The organism is Halorubrum sp. SS7 (assembly GCF_005435055.1).
Taxonomy (GTDB): Archaea; Halobacteriota; Halobacteria; order Halobacteriales; family Haloferacaceae; genus Halorubrum; species Halorubrum salinarum.
Map to the genome: position 1 here is coordinate 1 of NZ_SGXV01000738.1, position 219 is coordinate 219.

Below are 219 nucleotides of genomic sequence, written 5' to 3' on the forward strand. Positions count from 1 at the left end.
GCGACGAGGCGGAGCGGGAGGGCCGGGCCGTCTTCCAAGTCGACGGCGAGATGATCGACGCGCCGCTGATCGCGCAGGCGGAGCGGATCCTCGACCGGGCGCCCGACGCCGACCGATAGCGTCGGCGCCCGACGCGGAACTCTCCGGGTCGTCCGTCACAATTAACCTCCGGCCCCCAGCACGTGAGAGTATGTCTTCGGAGGCGAACCCGTTCGAGAG

1 pseudogene is annotated in these 219 nt (G+C 69.9%); it reads left to right on the top strand.

The window, feature by feature from the left end:
• A pseudogene (locus tag EXE44_RS21850) lies at positions 1-119 on the top strand (CoA ester lyase); the annotation flags it as partial.
• Positions 120-219 lie beyond the last annotated feature (100 nt).